At 34.9% G+C, this 18807-nt stretch carries 18 protein-coding genes and 1 pseudogene; 16 read left to right on the top strand and 3 right to left on the bottom strand.

Annotated elements, in window-relative coordinates; translation table 11 throughout:
- Positions 1-75: 75 nt before the first annotated feature.
- Positions 76-726 (top strand): forespore capture DNA-binding protein RefZ, encoded by a 651-nt coding sequence (gene refZ / locus AC0L8O_RS04165; RefSeq protein WP_473446719.1) that lies wholly within the window; start codon positions 76-78, stop codon positions 724-726.
- On the opposite strand, the gene hisJ is transcribed toward refZ, so the two are convergent.
- A complete protein-coding gene (gene hisJ / locus AC0L8O_RS04170; protein ID WP_473448648.1) occupies positions 709-1518 on the bottom strand; it encodes a histidinol-phosphatase HisJ in 810 nt (269 codons plus the stop codon). The genes refZ and hisJ overlap by 18 nt on opposite strands.
- Positions 1519-1848: 330 nt before the next feature.
- Between hisJ and ezrA the strand changes: the two genes are divergently transcribed.
- The 7 genes and pseudogenes from ezrA (at position 1849) to AC0L8O_RS04205 (ending at position 10039) form a co-directional block, all read left to right on the top strand.
- Positions 1849-3561, top strand: a complete 1713-nt coding sequence (gene ezrA / locus AC0L8O_RS04175) for a septation ring formation regulator EzrA (protein WP_473446720.1) — start codon at positions 1849-1851, stop codon at positions 3559-3561.
- Positions 3562-3704: 143 nt separating this feature from the next.
- A complete protein-coding gene (locus AC0L8O_RS04180; protein ID WP_473446721.1) occupies positions 3705-4850 on the top strand; it encodes a cysteine desulfurase family protein in 1146 nt (381 codons plus the stop codon).
- A gap of 4 nt (positions 4851-4854) precedes the next feature.
- Positions 4855-6053: pseudogene (gene thiI / locus AC0L8O_RS04185) on the top strand (tRNA uracil 4-sulfurtransferase ThiI).
- A gap of 118 nt (positions 6054-6171) precedes the next feature.
- Positions 6172-6384 (top strand): small, acid-soluble spore protein, alpha/beta type, encoded by a 213-nt coding sequence (locus tag AC0L8O_RS04190; RefSeq protein ID WP_473446722.1) that lies wholly within the window; start codon positions 6172-6174, stop codon positions 6382-6384.
- A 99-nt stretch (positions 6385-6483) separates the two neighbouring features.
- Positions 6484-6621, top strand: a complete 138-nt coding sequence (locus AC0L8O_RS04195) for a hypothetical protein (RefSeq protein WP_156931967.1) — start codon at positions 6484-6486, stop codon at positions 6619-6621.
- Between the two features lie 150 nt (positions 6622-6771).
- The gene (gene mbcS, locus AC0L8O_RS04200) at positions 6772-8355 is read left to right on the top strand and encodes an acyl-CoA synthetase MbcS (protein WP_473446723.1); all 1584 of its coding nucleotides are present in this window, start codon (positions 6772-6774) and stop codon (positions 8353-8355) included.
- A gap of 97 nt (positions 8356-8452) precedes the next feature.
- The gene (locus tag AC0L8O_RS04205; RefSeq protein ID WP_473446724.1) at positions 8453-10039 is read left to right on the top strand and encodes an amidohydrolase; all 1587 of its coding nucleotides are present in this window, start codon (positions 8453-8455) and stop codon (positions 10037-10039) included.
- 26 nt (positions 10040-10065) lie between these two features.
- On the opposite strand, the gene AC0L8O_RS04210 is transcribed toward AC0L8O_RS04205, so the two are convergent.
- On the bottom strand, positions 10066-10866 hold the full coding sequence (locus AC0L8O_RS04210; protein WP_473446726.1) for an NAD kinase: 801 nt from the start codon (positions 10864-10866) through the stop codon (positions 10066-10068).
- Positions 10867-11025: 159 nt separating this feature from the next.
- Here AC0L8O_RS04210 and sppA point away from each other — a divergent pair, with 159 nt between their 5' ends.
- The 7 genes from sppA (at position 11026) to AC0L8O_RS04245 (ending at position 17437) form a co-directional block, all read left to right on the top strand.
- A complete protein-coding gene (gene sppA, locus AC0L8O_RS04215) occupies positions 11026-12030 on the top strand; it encodes a signal peptide peptidase SppA (RefSeq protein WP_473446727.1) in 1005 nt (334 codons plus the stop codon).
- 13 nt (positions 12031-12043) lie between these two features.
- On the top strand, positions 12044-12595 hold the full coding sequence (locus AC0L8O_RS04220) for an RDD family protein (RefSeq protein ID WP_473446728.1): 552 nt from the start codon (positions 12044-12046) through the stop codon (positions 12593-12595).
- A 100-nt stretch (positions 12596-12695) separates the two neighbouring features.
- A complete protein-coding gene (locus AC0L8O_RS04225; protein ID WP_473446729.1) occupies positions 12696-13373 on the top strand; it encodes a DUF2953 domain-containing protein in 678 nt (225 codons plus the stop codon).
- 70 nt (positions 13374-13443) lie between these two features.
- A complete protein-coding gene (gene ytfJ / locus AC0L8O_RS04230) occupies positions 13444-13908 on the top strand; it encodes a GerW family sporulation protein (protein ID WP_473446730.1) in 465 nt (154 codons plus the stop codon).
- A 121-nt stretch (positions 13909-14029) separates the two neighbouring features.
- Entirely contained in the window at positions 14030-14530 is a 501-nt protein-coding gene (gene tpx, locus AC0L8O_RS04235; RefSeq protein ID WP_473446731.1) for a thiol peroxidase, read from the top strand.
- 353 nt (positions 14531-14883) lie between these two features.
- Positions 14884-15882: a class I SAM-dependent methyltransferase gene (locus tag AC0L8O_RS04240; RefSeq protein WP_473446732.1), complete on the top strand. Its 999-nt coding sequence runs from the start codon at positions 14884-14886 to the stop codon at positions 15880-15882.
- Between the two features lie 367 nt (positions 15883-16249).
- Positions 16250-17437 carry an acetate kinase gene (locus tag AC0L8O_RS04245; protein ID WP_473446733.1) on the top strand — a complete coding sequence of 396 codons (1188 nt, stop codon included), beginning with the start codon at positions 16250-16252 and terminating at the stop codon, positions 17435-17437.
- A gap of 129 nt (positions 17438-17566) precedes the next feature.
- Here AC0L8O_RS04245 and AC0L8O_RS04250 read toward each other — a convergent pair whose 3' ends face one another.
- Positions 17567-17716: a hypothetical protein gene (locus tag AC0L8O_RS04250; protein WP_473446734.1), complete on the bottom strand. Its 150-nt coding sequence runs from the start codon at positions 17714-17716 to the stop codon at positions 17567-17569.
- Positions 17717-17957: 241 nt separating this feature from the next.
- Here AC0L8O_RS04250 and AC0L8O_RS04255 point away from each other — a divergent pair, with 241 nt between their 5' ends.
- Positions 17958-18794, top strand: coding sequence for an EcsC family protein (locus tag AC0L8O_RS04255; protein WP_473446735.1), 837 nt, complete (start codon positions 17958-17960; stop codon positions 18792-18794).
- Positions 18795-18807: the final 13 nt, after the last annotated feature.

Raw genomic sequence — 18807 nt, forward strand, 5'->3', positions numbered from 1 at the left:
TTTGTCGAGAAAAACATGAAGGAGTAACTCCCCTATAAATTGAATTTGTAACATAAGGTATAGGGGGTGTGAAATTTGACTCAAGAAAATACACGAGATACAAAACAAAAAATAGTAAATGCAGCAATCTACCTTTTTAACTCGAAAGGATTTACGGGAACTTCTGTTAGAGAGATTGCTTCCAGAGCAAATGTGAATGTTGCACATATCTCATATTATTTTAAAGGAAAGGGTGGTTTACTAGAATACTTAGTGTCATATTATTATGAAGGATACTTAAAAGTAATTGAAGAAAACTGCACCCAAATTAAGTTTGGTCATGCCTATTCAGTTTTAAGTAAATTGACTCTTGATTTGCTCTACTACCAGCATGAAAATCGCCAGCTTTCACGATTGGTCTATAGGGAAGTAACGGTAGACTCCGTTCTCATCCGTGAAGTAATGACGACTTATTTAACAAAAGAAAAGTATTATCTCAAATCATTATTCGAACAAGGGATCGAGGAAGGACAGTTTCGAAAAGGTTTTGTCCCACATATGATTATCCAGCTAAGAAGTCTTTTGCATATGCCGTATTTACAGCCCCAATACATGAGTGAGGTCCTTCATATTCAATCACATGAAGCGTATTTCGTCCATCAGTATTACAAGGAATTGAAAATTTGGTTTCATTCCTTGTTAACAGAGCAAACGACAAGAGAAAATCGGTTAGTAGCGATTCCTTAAAAGATCATAATGTGTATAGTTCTTTCCAACGTCCCTAGCACTATGGGCATCTGATCCATAGATGAGAGGGATTTTTTGTTTTTGAGCTAAATAAATGATATCCGAATTTGGATAGGTTTCTCCACAATATTCTTTTCTTAATCCGGCAACGTTATAATCCAGTTCAAGGCTTTTCTCCTTTATAGATGCCAGTATCGTCTCAATCATCCTTAACGTTGAAAACGTTACAGGGTAAAGCTTTTGGAATTTATTAACTAATGTAATATGACCAATTCGCTTTGGCTTATAGTCGCCTAATTGGCTATTAATAGATTCTAACACTTCATTATAATAAATATGATGCACATCATATAACGATCCTGCCTCATTAATCATTAACCCGAACGTTTTTTCGTCAAAGTCCATGCAATAGTATCGGTCCTTAATCTTTAAAAAATGTACAGATAAGATACTATCATCTAGAAATTTACCATATTCGTTAAGAAAATCGGTTATTTCTTGTTCATAGTCTTGAATATAGTCAACTTCCAAGCCGATATGAATGCGAATATCATTTTTATGCTTTTCTTTCATCTCTTGAACACTTTGAATATAATCTTCCATCTTATTGTAGTCCATTGCACTGTCTTTCATCGGCGTTGGATCTATAAAACCCTTTGGAAGCGGAGCGTGTTCTGTAAATGTTAAATCTGTAAATCCTTCTTTAACAGCTTGTGCAATATACATTTCAAGAGTGTCTTTCGTTCCATGTGGACAAAAAGGTGTATGAACATGCCCATCCTTTTTCCTCATCACTTACATCCCCCTCCCAATCGTTTGGATTAAGAATTTGACCCTTTTTCCAGGTTCTAAATGGCCATTTAATTGAAGCGGACAAATAATGTAAAAAAATTTAAATTTCTGGTCAAAAAATGTCGTTTACATGGTATCATAAATACATTGAAATAACATTAAGAAAGTTTCAATTATAAGATGAAAATCAAAATCATACTAACTTTGTTATTGTGTGAACTTTTAAAATTGAAATCATAACACATAAAAATATAAATTCGATGTTTTTCACATCATGGAGAAAGATTCTTCTCCTTAACAAGGATTTGTGTAGTAACGAGGGGGCTAACTATGGAGGTTTTAATTGGACTAGTCCTTCTGATATGTATTTTATCGGGTTCCGGATACATGTTTAGAAGAAAGATCTATAAAGAAGTTGATCGATTAGAGGCGCGTAAGATTGAAGTCATGAATCGTTCCATTATTGATGAACTGTCAAAAGTTAAAGAATTAAAAATGACCGGACAAGCTGAAGAGTTGTTCGAACAGTGGAGAAGTGAATGGGATGAGATTATCACCAGCCAACTTCCCAAGATTGAAGAACTATTGTTTGATGCGGAAGAATTTGCGGATAAATACCGCTTTAAAAAGTCACAAAATGTCCTTCAGCATATTGATAATATGTTAATGACTGTGAACGAAAACATTGACAAAATCATTGAGGAAATTAATGAATTAGTAACTAGTGAGGAAAAGAATGCTGTTGAAGGAGAAGAGGTTAAGGAGCTGTATAAAAAAGTCAAAAAAACCTTATTGGCCCATAGTCGACAGTTCGGTAAAGCACACCGGAAATTAGATGAGAATCTAACTTCAATTACGGATTCTCTTAAAGAATTTGATCATGAGACCGAACAAGGAAATTATCTGTTAGCAAGACAGGTTTTGATCAATTTGAAACAACAACTTGATGTCCTTCAATATAAAATGGATGAGATCCCAAAATTATTAACAGAATGTACAGTTACGATTCCTAGTTTAGTTAATGAACTAAATGACGGTTACAAAGAGATGAAGGAAGCAGGGTATTACTTAGAACATATTCAGCTAGATATGGAACTTGACAAAATTACTACAAACTTGAAACAGTTCAAAGGGAAAATAGAGGAAGCAGAACTAGATGATGTGCAGGAAGGGCTTCAGCTTATCCAGGAATCAATAGACCAAATGTACGATTTACTTGAAAAAGAGGTTGAGGCAAATCAGTTCGTTAAACAAACAAAAGATCAAATTAACACGAAATTAATTAAGCTATCTGAGCAGAAGCTTTCGACAATTGAAGAAACGAATCTTGTTAAGCAAAGCTATCAATTATCGGAAACTGAGCTTGATAAACAGAAGCTACTAGAAAAACGCATTACACAGGTAGAAAAGAAATTTGTCCAAATCCAGCAAAATCTGTTAGAAGATCAAGTTGCTCATTCTATCGTTAAAGAAGAACTTGAAAAAATTCAAAAGCAGATCTCAGAACTATTCGATGAGCACAACCAATATCGCGAAATGCTTCAAACACTTAGAAGAGATGAGCTTGAAGCACGAGAGAAACTAGTTTCATTGAAAAAATTGCTTTTAGAAACAACCAGGTCTGTTCAGCAAAGTAATATTCCCGGACTACCTGAAGAATTTTTAAAGCTAATTGAACTAGGAAAAAGAGATGTTCAAAAAGCAACAATGAAACTAGAAGAAATACCTCTTAATATGTTGATGGTTAATGAGTTACTTAAGAGTGCCGTTGAATCTGTTGATTCCCTTAAGGCATTTGCGGATGAATTAATTGAGCAGGTCTACTTATTTGAACAGATCATTCAATATGGCAATAGATACCGTAGCCGTCAACCACAATTAGCGAACAAATTCATCGAAGCGGAGAAATTATTTAGAGAACATCTATATAAAGAAGCATTAGATACTGCAGGAGCTGCAATTGAGCAAGTTGAACCTGGCTCAATCAGTAAATTACAGAATATAATAAACGAACAAGAAGAAAATGTTTTAGTGAAAAAATAATGGTGGATGTTAAAACAGGAATGTAAAGAATGCAGGGTGCCCCTCTTCTTGATCATTGCTGTTTTTTCACATATTTATTTTTCTTTCACACTCTATTATGATATGATTACACATTGATAAAAGATAGCTATGGAGGAAATAACATGTTGTATCTAGACAACAGTGCAACAACAAAACCTTATAAAGATGTTCTTTCAACTTACATGAAAGTGACAGAAGATTATTTTGCCAATCCTTCTTCAATCCATAAGTTAGGGAGTAAAGCTGAAGCTTTATTGGTTCAATCAAGAAAACAAGTTGCAGGATTATTAAATGTTTCGGACGAAGAGATCATCTTTACTTCAGGCGGGACTGAGGGAAATAATCTAGCAATAAAGGGTGCAGCATTCGCATATAAGCATAAGGGCAACCATTTAATAACATCTGTTATCGAACATCCATCTGTTTTAGAAGCGTTTAAACAATTAGAAGCCATTCATGGTTTTCATGTAACATATTTAGAGGTAGATGAAAATGGACGAGTATCTGTTGATGAGTTGAAAGAAGCTTTACAGGAAAATACGATTCTTGTTTCTGTTATGCATGTACATAATGAAATAGGAATGATTCAACCAATTGAACAGATTGGAAAGATGATTAAGCAATACTCAAATGCTATTTTCCATGTTGACTATGTTCAAGGTGTAACAAAGGTACCCTTGAATTTTTATGGAGCCGGCATTGATTTATGTACGATTTCAGGACATAAATTTCATAGCCTAAATGGTACTGGTGCTTTATTTGTGCGAAAAGGGATCCAATTAGTTCCCCTATTTTCTGGAGGGGCACAAGAGCTACAATTAAGATCAGGTACTGAAAGCTTAGCTGGAATTGTATCGATGACAAAAGCATTAAGAATGTCTATGGAGAAAGCAAACCGACAGATTGAATGTCTATTTGAAACACATAAGAAATTAAGATCTGAATTAACAAAAATAGATGGTGTTAAAGTAAATACTCCTGAGGAATTTTATGCACCGCATATTTTGAATTTTTCAGTACCGGCATTAAAATCAGAAGTTCTCATCCATTTTTTCGGAGAGAACAATATATTTGTATCAACAACATCAGCTTGTTCATCAAGAAATAAAAAGGTAAGTCAGGCATTGCTTTCGATGAATAAGAACGAAGACATTGCTAAATCAGCGATTAGGATTAGTTTATCACTTGATCACAATGAAGCCATTATTGATCCTTTTGTGACAACACTTACAAAAGGGATAGAAAAACTAACGAAAGTTATGAGGTAGAAAAATGGAATTTGATCACATATTAATTCGGTTTGGGGAAATATCTACTAAGGGAAGAAATAGAAAGAAGTTTGTTGATCGTTTGAAAAAAATATAAAAGAAGTTCTCAATCAATTTCCTAACTTAACCTATGAAGGTACAAGAGATCGATTATATATTCATTTGAATAATGAGAAGCATGAAGAAATTGTGGAGAAGCTTAAACTTGTTTTTGGTATTCAATCGTTTAGTTTAGCTATTAAATGTAAAAGTGAAATTGCAGATATAAAAGAAATGGCGTTAAAAGCTGTGAAAAGTTTATATAAATCGAATGACACGTTTAAAGTAACGGCTAAAAGAGCTGATAAGCAATTTCCATTAGATACCAATGAACTTAATTATCAAATTGGAAGTCACATATTAATTCATACTGAAAATTTAACGGTAGATGTAAAAAAACCGGATATAAATGTCCGAGTGGAAGTTCGTGCTGAGGCTACTTATATTACTTGCTATGATTTCAAAGGTGCTGGTGGACTGCCGGTTGGCTCAGGCGGGAAGGCTATTCTCTTATTATCAGGTGGAATTGATAGTCCGGTTGCAGGCTTCTTGTCATTAAAAAGAGGTGTAGAATTGGAAGTTGTTCATTTTTTCAGTCCTCCGTATACAAGTGAACGTGCGAAACAAAAGGTAATGGATTTAACAAAAGAATTAACAGCATATGGTGGGAAAATAAAACTTCATATCGTTCCTTTTACAAAGATTCAAGAAAAAATTCAGGAACAAGTTCCGGAAAATTATACAATGACATCTACTCGTAGAATGATGATGAAGATTGCTGATCAACTCAGACAAAAGCAGCAAGCGTTAGCGCTTATAACAGGTGAAAGTCTAGGGCAGGTAGCAAGTCAAACCCTTGAGAGCATGGTTGCGATTAATGATGTGACGAGTACACCAATTTTAAGGCCGCTTATTACAATGGACAAAACAGAAATCATTGAAATTGCCAAAGAAATTCATACACATGATATTTCAATAAGACCATATGAGGACTGCTGTACGATTTTTACTCCAGCGAATCCAAAAACAAAACCGAAAGTTGATAAAGTATCGAGATTTGAAAGTTTTGTTGACTTTGAAGAGCTTGTCACAGAAGCTGTGAATAATGTTAATACTTTAACTATAACAGAAAATAAAAAAGATGAATTTGAAGATTTATTTTAAATTTGCAACTATCTAGATGGGCATGGAAAACAAAAAAAATTTTGTGAAGAATTACCAAAAAAAGATGAATGAAGCCATGTGTATTTACACATTCTATACTCACAAGGAGGTGATACACATGGCATCAAACAGATCAAACAACTCAAACCAATTAGTAGTTGCTGGAGCTCAACAAGCTATCGACCAAATGAAGTACGAAATCGCTACTGAATTTGGTGTTAACTTAGGAGCTGAAACAACTTCACGTGCTAACGGTTCTGTTGGTGGTGAAATCACAAAACGTTTAGTATCTTTTGCTCAACAACAAATGAGCGGTTCTTTCCAAAAATAATAATAGAATAAACATGGCTACTAAGGGTGGGGGTAACCTCACTCTTTTCATGTTCAATTGTCCAACTCCATCGGAAATGAGTAAAGGGAGGTACATACTATGACAAGAGATGACCGTGAAAACATCGCAGAAGACGGTGAAAGAGAGCAACAACAAAGATTAGAAAAAAGTAGAAAACAACAAAGAAAAAGAAGAAATGAGCCAAAAAACGCGAAACAGGCAAATGAACAAAGTTAATATTTAAAAACAGACCCTCAAAGGTCTGTTTTTTGCATATTGCAAATACTAGGATTGTATATATAGTAGAGTGCTTTTCTTTCATAAGATTTAAAAAGTTTTATATATTAGGTATAATATATATGTATGATCCAAGAAGGAGGGGGAAGTATGGTAAGAGAAGAGCTTCTTGCACCACCCATTTATAATTTAGTAGAAGAAATAGAAAAGTATTCTAAAGATGTTACAAAGGTAGCTCTAAAATGGGAAAATGAATCAGGTGAGACAAGTGAGATTACCTATAGTTCACTTATGAAAAGAGTAAATCAGATTGGAAACGCTTTCATTAACGAAGGGCTAAAGCAAGGAGATAAAGTTCTTGTAGTGATCCCTAGAGTTATTGATGCATATGCTGTTTATTTAGGAGCCTTAAAGGCAGGATTAGTCGTTATTCCAAGTTCTGAAATGTTACGTACAAAGGATTTACAATATCGTATAACACATGGTGATATAAAAGCTATTGTAAGCTATGGTTTATTTACAGGTGAATTTAAAGATATAAAAGAATATGATTCAATTAAAAAGTTTGTCATTCATGGATCTGAGCAGGAATGGATTTCTTTAGAACAACTATTAAACACGCAAAGTACAGATATGGAAATGGTGAAAACAGAATCCTCGAGTATGGCATTTATCTCCTATACTTCAGGAACTACAGGAAATCCTAAAGGAGTTGTCCATACACATGGCTGGGCTTTTGCACATTTAAGGACTGCTGCTAAAAACTGGCTAAGTATTAAAGAGGAAGATGTAGTTTGGGCAACGGCAGGACCTGGTTGGCAGAAGTGGGTGTGGAGTCCCTTTCTATCAGTACTTGGGAGTGGGGCAACAGGTTTAATTTACCATGGTAAATTTAATCCGGAAAAATATCTCCAACTCCTTGATAACTATAATGTTAATGTTTTATGTTGTACTCCAACTGAATATCGATTAATGGCAAAGGTTGAGAACCTTGAGAATTATTCGCTTTCTACTTTACATAGTGCCGTTTCTGCAGGGGAGCCGTTAAATCGTGAAGTAATTGAGACATTTGAGAAATATTTCAATGTACAAGTTAGAGACGGTTATGGGCAAACAGAAAACACATTATTAGTTGGTGTAATGAAAGGAATGGAAATAAAACCAGGTTCTATGGGAAAACCAACGCCTGGAAATGATGTGAAAATTATTGACGATGAAAGCAATATTTGTAGAGTTGGAGAAGTTGGTGATATTGCTGTACATCGTGATACCCCCGCACTATTTAAGGAGTACTATAAAGACTTTGAACGAACAACGATGCAATTTAGAGGGGACTATTATGTAACAGGAGATCGTGCAAAAATGGATGAAGACGGATACTTCTGGTTTGAAGGCAGAAGTGACGATATTATTATTAGTTCAGGATACACGATTGGACCATTTGAAGTGGAAGATGCGCTTGTCAAGCATCCGTATGTAAAGGAATGTGCAGTTGTTGCTAGTCCTGATGAAGTAAGAGGGAATATAGTTAAAGCTTATGTTGTGTTAAGAAATCCAACCTTATCAGAAAAAAAGGGAATAATTAAAACCCTGCAGGATCATGTCAAGACTCTAACAGCCCCATATAAATATCCTCGTGAAATAGAATTTGTCGAGGATTTACCGAAAACAACTTCCGGTAAAATTCGCAGGGTTGTTTTAAGAGAACGGGAGCTGCAACTAAAACAAGGATAACAAAAAAATTAAAACCGAGAGCTATTCTCGGTTTTTTTGATATGGTTTGTTCTGTGCTACTATTATTGAAAAGATTATGACTTTGGAGGGATGGATAGTGGGTATATTGTGGTATGGAGGAAGAATTTATACGCTGGTGAACGAAGGGAATACTGTACAAGCTGTTTTGACCAGTGGAGGTCAAATTGTAGCCACTGGAAATCCTGAATTTCTCAGGGCGAAATATCATAAAGAAATTGCAAAAGAACATAATCTGCAAGGTAATACGATGATACCAGGATTAGTTGATAGCCATATGCATTTAATTGGACACGGGGAAAAGCTGTTAAGATTGGATTTTTCAAAAATAAAGAGTTCCGCTGAAATGCTTGATATGATAAAGCAAAGAGCAAGGGAAGTTCCTAAAGGCAGTTGGATCATTGGTGAAGGGTGGAATGAAAATCAATTAGAGGATAGTAAGATTCTTCATAGAACAGAACTGGATAAAGTATCACCAAATCATCCTGTTCTGCTAAAACGAATATGCCGTCATGCGCTAATTGCCAATTCAAAAGCATTACAACTTGCGAATATTTCCAAGGAAACAATTGATCCTGCCGGGGGAGTTATTGTTAGAGGTGATGACAATCATCCAACAGGTTATTTACTGGATAAAGCTCAGGATATGCTATTATCTATTTCTCCCTTTCCAACGTTGGATGAAATTCAATATGCACTAGAAATATCAATAAAAGATTGTTATAAAAAAGGTTTGGTTGGTGGCCATACTGAAGATCTTTCTTATTATGGTAGTTTGGAAAATACTTTAAAAGCATACGAAAATGTTGTGGAAAAAGGACTGAAGTTTCGAAGTCATTTATTAGTTCATCATCAAGTAGTTGATGAATTTCACCTTAGAAAAAGAGAGAATGGTCCGTTTATAGAATTTGGAGCGATGAAAATTTTTGCGGATGGTGCATTAGGGGGCAGAACAGCCTTATTAAGCTTCCCTTATAAAGATGATCCAACAACTTCAGGGGTGGCTATTCATACAAAAGAAGAACTAGAGGAATTAATTAAAAAAGCAAGAAGATATAAGATGGAAGTTGCAGTACATGCAATTGGTGATTTAGCTTTTGAATGGATTCTCGACTTAATTGAAAAGCATCCGCCTGGTGATAGACAACATGATCGTCTAATTCATGCTCAAATTTTAAGAGAGGAATTAATCGAAAAGGCCAAATCACTACCTATTATACTTGATATTCAGCCTCGTTTTGTTGGGAGTGATTTTCCCTGGGTGATAGATCGGATTGGTGAAGAGAATTTGAAATCTTGTTATGCATGGAAAACTCTCATAGACATAGGAATTCCTTGCGCAGGAGGTTCTGATGCCCCAATTGAGCCAGTGGATCCGATACTCGGAATTTACGCTGCAATGAAAAGGACAAGCGATTACGAAAAATCGGGGAAATCCTATATGCCAGAGCAAAAGCTTAGTGTATATGAAGCGGTAGAATTATATACAAAGGGCAGTGCCTATGCTGTTCATAAAAGTAAACAAGGGATGATCAAACCGGGTTATGTTGCTGATTTCACCGTTTTTGATCAGGATATTTTTACGATAGATGCGGAAGAATTACTAAATACAAATGTTGTCATGACAGTAGTTGATGGTGACATAATGTATAAAAGGGGACAGTGAAAACTGGCCCCTTCTTCAAAGTCTACTTACAAAAACGTTCTTTTTACTTTTTCCCAGAATGAGTTATCCTTCAACTTAACTGTTTTAATCGGGAGCTCACTTAGACTATATTCAAGCTGCTGCACATGACGAATACTAAGTGCTTCGTTATCAATACCGATCACTGGGTAATCGTTTCCATCCTGAACAACTTTAAGAGTTAATTTTCGTTTATCACTCAAAATAAAAGAAGAACCTAAGGTACGGTATAAATTATTATTTAAAGATGCTAGTTCACTTACCTGTAAGCATGGTAGCATAGGATCAACAACTGCTCCATTTACTGATTTGTTATATGCAGTACTTCCGGTTGGTGTAGAGATTAGCATCCCGTCACCTCTAAATGTTTCGAAGTGAAGATCATCTATAAAGACATCAATAACAAACGTTTTAATAATACTAGAACGGATGGAGCATTCATTTAAACATTTGAATGTAGTATTATTGTCAATTTTCACTTCTAAAACAGGATATCTTCTAACTTCAATTTGAGATTCATTCATTGCTTGAAGCATTTTCTCCCGATCATCAAGATGGAAATCACAATATAGACTTAATGTATCATCCACGCCAATTCCTACATATAAACAATCTGCTCTGAAATTTGTTTTTCTTACAGCTTGAAGAAAGGCACCGTCCCCGCCAATACTGACAATGATGTTTGCAATTTTATGGTCTTCTACTACTTTAAAATCTCTTTCCCTTGCGAAAGTGATCAATGATTGAATTTTCTCAATCGTGCTTTCATCTTTTTTGTAATAAAAATAAACATTTCGACGGTCTGACATAGTGAATCCTCCTTATATATGTATTCCTCCACTTTTTTCCTGGAAGATGGTACAATACTTTATGTTGTTTAGTTTACCACTTTTGCACGATTAAATGTTTAATTCTGCTAGAATAAAGCCTATTGAAATTCTAGCGAAAATTAGGGAGGTAGAAAAAAGATGAATGGTAAACGGTGGGGAGCAATTGCTATAGCTGGAGTTTTATTTGTATTTTCCATCATTATAAGTTCAACAATGATGTTTTTAAATCAAAGTGAAATGTTCTCAGAGGCTTTTGCGAGCGGATCAGAATTCTCCGAAGAAGTAATTGAGGAAGGCTCTGAATTCAACAAAATCCTGGTGCTGAATGTTAACGGAGTTATTCAAGATACAGGTGAAGATGTTACATCTTTCTTTAGCACTGCTGGTTATCAACATCAAACATTCCTGGATATGGTTGAAGCAGCAGGTGAAGACGATGCAATTAAAGGGATTATATTACGTGTGAATTCACCAGGCGGTGGAGTCGTTGAAAGTGCTGAAATACATAAAAAACTCTTAGAATTAAAAGAGTCCAGTAAAAAACCGATTTACGTTTCTATGGGGACACAAGCAGCTTCAGGTGGTTATTATATTTCAACTGCAGGAGATAAAATCTTTGCAGCACCAGATACATTAACTGGCTCGCTTGGCGTTATTATGCAATCTGTTAACTATGGAGAGCTAGCTGAAAAGTATGGTGTGAAATTTGAAACCATTAAAAGCGGCCCATACAAAGATATTTTCTCACCTACACGCGACATGACTGAAGAAGAGAGAAAAATATTACAAACGATGGTAAACAACGCATATGACGGATTTGTAGACGTTATTACACAAGGCCGACCATTATCCGAAGATGAAGTTCGGAAGGTTGCAGATGGACGGATCTATGATGGAAGACAAGCAAAGGAAATTAATTTAGTTGATGAATTAGGTTATTTTGACGATACTGTTGCGGCAATGAAAAAGGACTTGAAGTTGAAAGATGCCAAGGTCGTTGAATATGGATCAGCATTAGGGTTTGGAAGCTTCCTTTCTATGAGTGCAAGCAAAATATTTAAAGAAGACGCAGAGTTATCAACTCTAATTCAGCTTTTATCAAATTCAAATTCGCCTAGATTGATGTATTTATATTCTGAATAAGGGGGACTAAAACGTGGACAGTACATTTGAAGGTCCAGAGCAAAATGAATCTGTTGAACAGATGCCTGTAGATAAGAAATCAATCGTTCATTATCCAAACATGCTTGCTGGGTTTTGGATTCGTTTTTGGGCATATCTAGTAGATTTACTTGTAATAGGAAGCGTAAATCGCATTATCATATATCCCTTATTCAGTTTTATTGGCTTAGATACAAGCGACTCATTTATCTTCTCTCCAGTTTCCATTGCAACAGCTATTACCTATTTTGCCTATTTTGTCTTTATGACAAAGTTTCTGAATCAGACTTTAGGTAAAATGATCTTTGGATTAAGGGTCGTATCGAATGATGATACAAGCCTAAACTGGAGTACGATTATATTTAGAGAATTAGTTGGAAGGTATATATCTAAAATGATATGGATCGGCTTCCTAATTGCAGCCTTTACGCCGAAAAAACAAACATTACATGACATTTTTGCAGACACACTAGTTATTCATGAAAAAGTTTTTTCAAAAGCAGTAAAAGAGGAAACAATTTATAATACTAGTCCTTCTGAAATATAGAAAATACAATTATGTTGTTCTTAGAACCTGCTATATTAAATAGCAGGTTTATTTTGTTTTTATAGAGGTGATAATGAGAAATTGAAAGGATGTGATGAATTTGTTTTGGATCATAATAATTCTTATGATATTATTCTTTATTCTTTTTCTTATCTTCATCACAAAAATAACGATTATATTTGATCTTCAGCATATAGGTGATGATGATCATTTGAAAATCAAACTACGTGCTTGGCGTTACATTCGATATACAATTAATATTCCTCTTGTAAAAATTGATGATGAATCAAATCTAATTATAAAGAAAGAACAAAAGCCCGGGACTGAAGAGTCCGATCGTAAAGTAAAGGAAACTGAAAATAAAATAACACCAGAAGAAGAAGTGCGTGCTTTACATGATGTAAAAGAAATACTTCAACATATTATAGGGTTACATAAAATCGTTCGTCGTTTTTTAAAGAAAATAAAAGTGAAGGAATTCGAGTGGCACTCACAGATAGGAATAGGAGATGCTGCACATACCGGTATGATTACCGGGGTTGCTTGGTCTATTAAAGGTGGTGTTGTAGGACTAATCAGTAGCTATATGAAATTGCAGACAGCCCCTGTCATGACGATATCACCAGCTTTTAATATTTTTTGCTCTAGGACAAAACTCAGATGTATGATTCAGTTTAGAATCGGGCAAGCTATTTTCGCAGGTATTCAGTTCATAAAATATTGGCGGGGAGGTCGTCCTCACTTAAAAAGTAAGCCATTTTCATTTTTTGTAAATTAAGAATAGACGACCATTCCCGGAAAGTATATGAACAAGACCGTTTAGTTATTTCTAAAGGAGGATACATAATATGAGTGATCATCCAATTCAAGGATTAATGAAAACCGCGATGGAAAACCTTAAGCAAATGATTGATGTTAATACGATCGTAGGCGATCCAGTCGAAACACCAGATGGTAGTGTTATACTGACTGTTTCAAAAGTAGGATTTGGATTTGCTGCCGGTGGTAGTGAATTTAATTCAACAAGTACAGAAGGAAGTAATGGGCAAAATGGTCCTAAGCTTCCGTTTGGTGGAGGAAGTGGAGGAGGAGTTTCTATTACTCCAATTGCCTTTTTAATTGTATCATCTAATGGCGTGAAAATGCTTCATCTAGATGAAAGTACTCATTTATATGAGAAAATACTAGAAGCTGCTCCCCAAGCAGTTGAAAAGATTCAAGGTGTCTTTAAGAAGAATAAAGATAATGAGTCATCAAAGAGTGATCCATTAGAAAATACTGGTTCAACGAACAAGCAAGATTTAGATTTTTAACTGCCTACCTGTAGGCAGTTATTTTTCTGAAAGAATATGAAGAGATAATCATATTTATTGATAAATATGGAAAGCTAGGATATATTTACTCTGTACATAATTTTAAGGGAGGAATTTCGGTATGGCTTCAATTACGTTTAAAAACAACCCTGTAACATTAATTGGAAATGAAGTAAATGTAGGCGATCAAGCACCAGATTTTACTGTATTATCAAATGATTTATCTCCTGTTACATTAGCGAATTCAAAGGGGAAAGTGCGGATTATCTCAGTTGTACCATCTATTGATACTGGTGTTTGTGATGCACAAACTCGTCGTTTTAACGAAGATGCATCTAATCTTTCAAATGTAGAAGTTTTAACAATCAGTATGGACTTACCATTTGCACAAAAGAGATGGTGTGCATCAAACGGGCTTGAAAATGTTCAAACCTTATCAGACCACCGTGATGCATCTTTTGGTGAAGCATACGGTGTCCTTATCAAGGAATTACGTTTACTTGCTCGTGCGGTCTTTGTAGTAGATTCAAACGATAAAGTAACGTATGTTGAATATGTAAGTGAGGCAACGAATCATCCTAACTATGAAGCAGCAATCGAAGCAGCAAAAACAGCTCAATAACCTATAACAAAAGGACTGTCCATTATTTTGGGCAGTCCTTTTGTTATAGGTTAAGAAAGTACAAAATTTTGTACTTCGTGTGGTGTCCAGCTCTAGCGTTTAACTTTAGATCGCACAGGACGTGTAAGTGCAGTTGTGGGGGATTGACACAACGCGATTTTAGACTGCCTCTCTAGTCGTAAATGAATTGAAGACAAAGAACGTTTCCAATTCATTTGCGTCCTATTCCAGAAGCTGACCAAGGTGATTGCGCTTTTGTACTTTGTACATAAAGGTTTGTTTTCATTTATTTTGACTAAAATATGAAGTATGTCTAGAATGGTAAGAGGGAAAAGGCTAGGAGGAGTAAATGAATGAAAACACTATCGAAAATCGAAAATTTGTTTACGGTTATAAATGAAACAGCAGATTTACTTGCTGCTGAATGTCAAATTAGTTACATAGAAGCATTGGCTGAAACAGGGGAAAATTTATTCCAAGGAACAATACTTCAAGAGAACCTTAGTGAAGTAACAGTAAAGAGCCTGGAGAGAAAATATGATTCGGTTTCTTTACCTACCTTTGATAAAGAAGAACTTCGCAAGGCATATCAATTGGCTATTTTAAAGGGCTTAAAAGAAGGGGCTCAGCCAAATCATCAAATGACCCCTGATACAATAGGATTGTTTTTAGGATACTTAGTAAGTAAATTCATTGGAGAAAGAAACGTTCTCTCCATTTTAGATCCTGCTGTTGGAACAGGTAATTTACTAACAACGATCTTGAATTATGTAGCAATAGAGAATACAAATAGCTATGGTGTTGAAGTGGATGATTTACTTATTAGATTAGCCTATATCAATGCAAATCTCCAAGAGCATCCAACACACTTTTATAATCAGGACAGTTTAGAAAGATTATTAATTGATCCTGTAGATGTAGTAGTTTGTGATCTGCCTGTCGGTTATTATCCAAATGATCTAGAGGCGAGCAGATACGAATTAAAGGCGGATGAAGGACATTCGTATTCCCATCATTTATTTATTGAACAAAGCATAGATCATATTAAAGAGGACGGGTATCTTTTCTTTATTGTTCCAAATTCTTTGTTTGAAACAAAGGAAGCCCCTAAATTAAATAAGTACTTAAAAGAAACAGCTATTATTCTAGGGTTTATTAAATTGCCATTATCTTTATTTAAAGATGAGAGACATGGTAAAAGCATCTTAATTCTACAGAAAAAAGGTCCTGAAGCAAAAATGCCTAAACAAGCACTTCTTGCAGAACTGCCAAAGTTTTCGAATGTAGATGCAATGAATTCAATCATGAAGCAGATGGATCAGTGGTTTAAGGATAATAAAGATAAAAAATGAGGCTCATGTTGAATGAGTCTCTTTTTTAAGTGAAAGAAACCGTATACTTTTTCTTCCTATAGAAACAGTACCACCACTTAATTTACCAGCCAAATTAATTGAATAATACAAATTTTGTCTGTAACCGATTGCAATTTTATCAAGTCCTTGAAATGTCGAAAAGGCAGTGTTTAAATGGAAAAGGCAGATAATAATCAGAGACATTTTGTAGAGAATAAGAATGTTTAGAAAAAAGACTAGAGGTACAATTTTTCGGAATAATTCTAACATGAATCACTTTAAAATGATTTTTGTAATTTACTGATCGTTTTACATATTTTTCTTGTTGTTGACGACAGTTGTTTAAAATGAAAAGGAGCGAAACTAGATGGGTAAAATTATCGCAATCAATGCTGGTAGTTCGTCACTAAAATTCCAACTATTTGACATGCCAAGTGAAAAAGTTTTAACAAAAGGGTTAGTGGAAAGAATTGGTATCAACGACTCTGTTTTTAGCATTTCAGTTAATGATGAAAAACAAACAGAGGTAACAGACATTCCTGATCATGCTGTTGCTGTTAAAATTTTATTATCCAAATTAACTGATTTGGGAATTATAAAATCCTTAGATGAAATTGATGGGATCGGTCACCGTGTTGTACATGGTGGTGAAGTGTTTAATGACTCTGCTTTAATCACAGATGAAACACTTCAAAAGATTGAGGAGTTATCTGATTTAGCACCACTTCATAATCCTGCAAATGTTGTTGGAATTAAAGCATTTAAAGAAGTATTACCAAATGTATGTGCAGTAGCTGTATTTGACACAGCTTTCCATCAAACAATGCCGGAACAATCATTCCTATATAGCTTACCTTATGAATATTACGAAAAATACGGTATCCGTAAATACGGTTTCCATGGTACTTCACATAAATATGTATCCGAACGTGCTGCTGAAATCTTAGGTAGACCAATTGAGCATCTTCGTTTAATCTCATGCCATCTTGGTAATGGGGCAAGTATTGCAGCTATTGAAGGTGGTAAATCAATTGATACTTCTATGGGCTTTACACCACTTGCAGGTGTTGCAATGGGAACACGTTCAGGGAATATCGATCCTGCGTTAATCCCATTCATCATGGAAAAAACAAATAAATCGGCTGATGAAGTACTGGATATCTTAAATAAGAAAAGTGGTATTTTAGGTATTTCAGGTTTATCAAGTGATTTGCGTGACATTCACAAAGCGGCTGAAGAAGGTAATGAAAGAGCGAAAACAGCTTTAGAAGTATTTGCTAGCAGAATTCATAAATACATTGGATCTTATGCTGCAAGAATGTCAGGTGTTGATGCGATTATCTTTACGGCAGGAATTGGTGAGAACAGTCATGATATTCGTGCACGTGTACTAAAAGGCTTAGAGTTCATGGGTATTTATTGGGATCCTGCTCTAAATATGGTTCATGGGGAAGAAGCATATATTAGCTACCCTCATTCTCCTGTAAAAGTATTAGTTATTCCTACGAATGAAGAAGTTATGATTGCACGTGATGTAGTAAGATTAGCTCAATAATCGTGATTAAAGGCAACCGTAAAGGTTGTCTTTTTTATAATAAAAAAGGGCAAATGTTTTATGGAAAAATTGTTCCAACACATGCCCATTTATAAAAATAAAAGATCGTAAATTCTTTTCTTTTGCCCATTAATACTTTACACCTACAAATTTTAGTTTATTGTTCTCGTTTCCTCTTTCTACAATGACTTTTTTCACTTGAGTGATGGCATCAATCATCCCGTTTGCTTTTATCACAATTTCATCAGATCCGATGGTAAAGATAAATTGTTTCTTCATAACAAAACACTCCTTTCAAATGATAACTTGAGAACATGATAAGATAGAACAACAGCTCTTTCTAGTTGATTGTCAGGTTTTGTTCCTTGTTTTTCTTGTCGAATATAGAGAGTCTGTAACAAAATCTTCATAATTGGAAATGAACAATGGCATTTCTATGACAAAGCTGATTTATGTTATGATAAAACTAATTAATTCACTAAAAAATACCTTTTATGCTTTTGAATAAGGAGGCATGTGGATGAATGAATTAGAACGTGAAAAGGAAATTTTAGAGGAAATAAAAGCGTGGGAACATGAATTGCAAAATGATAACCGAACAGATTTTCAGCGTACTTTTAGCCGATGGTTGGACCGGAAAATGGATGAAATTCCAGATCGAATGAAGAAGGTATTTTATGAAAAAGTAGATGCAAGTCTGTTTAATTTACATTCTGTTATACAAAACTCTTTTATCCAGCAGGATGCGAAGAAACAAATCATCTTATCCGCAAGAGCTATAAATGAAAACATAATAGAAATTAGTGATTTGCACTTTCTCTCTGTTGACCAACTTCATTATTTAGCGGATTTACAAACTTCCAAGCACCGTCTATATTCATTTTTACAAGGAGGTATGACAGGAACTGGAGGAGTCCTCCTGATTGGTGCTGATCTTCCTTTGCAGACAATATTGAATTTACGCTCTATTCAAATGATCTCAATGTGTTATGGATATGAGATTAATAATCCTTATGAAATGATGACATCTCTAAAGGTTTACCATGCTGCATTAATGCCAAATCATCTACAGTATAGTCAATGGAAAGAGTTAATAGGAGAAATTGATTTAGAAGATCGTATGGGCTATTTTTATTCAGGCAATGAGGACTTAGCGGATGTGAAAAGTGTAGAATTTTTATTAAAGCAAATCGCAAAGCTTTCGGTTGTATCATTGTTTAAACGTAAATTAGTTGCCGGTATACCGGTTGTGAGTATGATGGTAGGCGCAACCAGTAATTATCATGCTACACGGCAAATTACTGAATTTGCCAATAAATTTTATCAATACAGATTAATAACTGAAACAAGACAATAAAGTATTGGAGGAA

The sequence above is a fragment of the Metabacillus sp. KJ11-3 genome (genome assembly GCF_055808295.1).

Coding starts and splice junctions, on each gene's coding strand:
- hisJ (WP_473448648.1), bottom strand. CDS start 1,518: ATGAGGAAAAAGGATGGGCATGTTCATACACCTTTTTGTCCACATGGA.
- ezrA (WP_473446720.1), top strand. CDS start 1,849: ATGGAGGTTTTAATTGGACTAGTCCTTCTGATATGTATTTTATCGGGT.
- AC0L8O_RS04180 (WP_473446721.1), top strand. CDS start 3,705: ATGTTGTATCTAGACAACAGTGCAACAACAAAACCTTATAAAGATGTT.
- AC0L8O_RS04190 (WP_473446722.1), top strand. CDS start 6,172: ATGGCATCAAACAGATCAAACAACTCAAACCAATTAGTAGTTGCTGGA.
- AC0L8O_RS04195 (WP_156931967.1), top strand. CDS start 6,484: ATGACAAGAGATGACCGTGAAAACATCGCAGAAGACGGTGAAAGAGAG.
- mbcS (WP_473446723.1), top strand. CDS start 6,772: ATGGTAAGAGAAGAGCTTCTTGCACCACCCATTTATAATTTAGTAGAA.
- AC0L8O_RS04210 (WP_473446726.1), bottom strand. CDS start 10,866: ATGTCAGACCGTCGAAATGTTTATTTTTATTACAAAAAAGATGAAAGC.
- sppA (WP_473446727.1), top strand. CDS start 11,026: ATGAATGGTAAACGGTGGGGAGCAATTGCTATAGCTGGAGTTTTATTT.
- ytfJ (WP_473446730.1), top strand. CDS start 13,444: ATGAGTGATCATCCAATTCAAGGATTAATGAAAACCGCGATGGAAAAC.
- tpx (WP_473446731.1), top strand. CDS start 14,030: ATGGCTTCAATTACGTTTAAAAACAACCCTGTAACATTAATTGGAAAT.
- AC0L8O_RS04240 (WP_473446732.1), top strand. CDS start 14,884: ATGAAAACACTATCGAAAATCGAAAATTTGTTTACGGTTATAAATGAA.
- AC0L8O_RS04245 (WP_473446733.1), top strand. CDS start 16,250: ATGGGTAAAATTATCGCAATCAATGCTGGTAGTTCGTCACTAAAATTC.
- AC0L8O_RS04250 (WP_473446734.1), bottom strand. CDS start 17,716: ATGAAGAAACAATTTATCTTTACCATCGGATCTGATGAAATTGTGATA.
- AC0L8O_RS04255 (WP_473446735.1), top strand. CDS start 17,958: ATGAATGAATTAGAACGTGAAAAGGAAATTTTAGAGGAAATAAAAGCG.